This is a genomic window from Actinomyces sp. S6-Spd3, assembly GCF_000758755.1.
Taxonomy (GTDB): Bacteria; Actinomycetota; Actinomycetes; order Actinomycetales; family Actinomycetaceae; genus Pauljensenia.
Map to the genome: position 1 here is coordinate 1 of NZ_JRMV01000021.1, position 825 is coordinate 825.

General features: G+C 55.5%; 1 protein-coding gene. It reads left to right on the forward strand.

What is annotated here, in order from left to right; genetic code table 11:
- Positions 1-72: 72 nt before the first annotated feature.
- A partial coding sequence (locus tag HMPREF1627_RS00170) for an amidophosphoribosyltransferase (protein WP_034499743.1) occupies positions 73-825 on the forward strand: 753 nt, incomplete at its 3' end.

Below are 825 nucleotides of genomic sequence, written 5' to 3' on the forward strand. Positions count from 1 at the left end.
CAGATTTGGATTCGTCCACAACTGAGGCCGGTTGAGTCCATTTTTTGAAGCGCCCCGCAACTCGTTTTATGAATGTGTAATGATGAGGGCGTGCGTGAAGATGAACTGCTGGATGCAGACGTTTCTGATTCGGATAAACCTAAAGATGAATGTGGCGTTTTTGGGGTGTGGGCGCCGGGCGAGGAAGTATCTCGCTTAACGTATTTCGGGTTGTACGCCCTCCAGCATAGGGGTCAGCAGTCGGCGGGTATTGCTGCTTCCGATGGTAAGAGCATCATGGTTTATAAGGACATGGGGCTCGTTTCGCAGGTGTTTAATGACGAGGCTCTTTCAACGCTTGAGGGGCATCTGGCTATCGGGCACGTGCGGTACGCAACGAAGGCGGCGGCTGAGTGGAGGCATTCGCAGCCGATGTTGGGGCCTACTGCTACGGGTTCGATTGCGCTTGGTAATAACGGAAACGTGACGAATGCGGCCCAGCTGCGCGATTTGGCAAGTAAGGTTTCGCATCGCCCGATTGACGATGATGCGACGGGCACGCAGATTATTACGGCGCTACTGGGTGGGTACGGCACTGAGAAGGGCTGTGAACAGCATTTGGGGGAGGGGCTACAAACTGAACGCGGTTCGCTGATTGAGGCAGCGAAGAACGTGTTGCCGCGTCTTCAGGGTGGTTTCTCGATGGTGTTTATGGATGAGCGCACGCTGTATGGCGCGCGTGATCCGCATGGTTTACGCCCGCTGGTTTTGGGCCGTTTGGATACGGGTTGGGTGCTTGCGTCCGAGACAGCTGCGCTCGACATTGTGGGCGCGTCGTTTATTCGC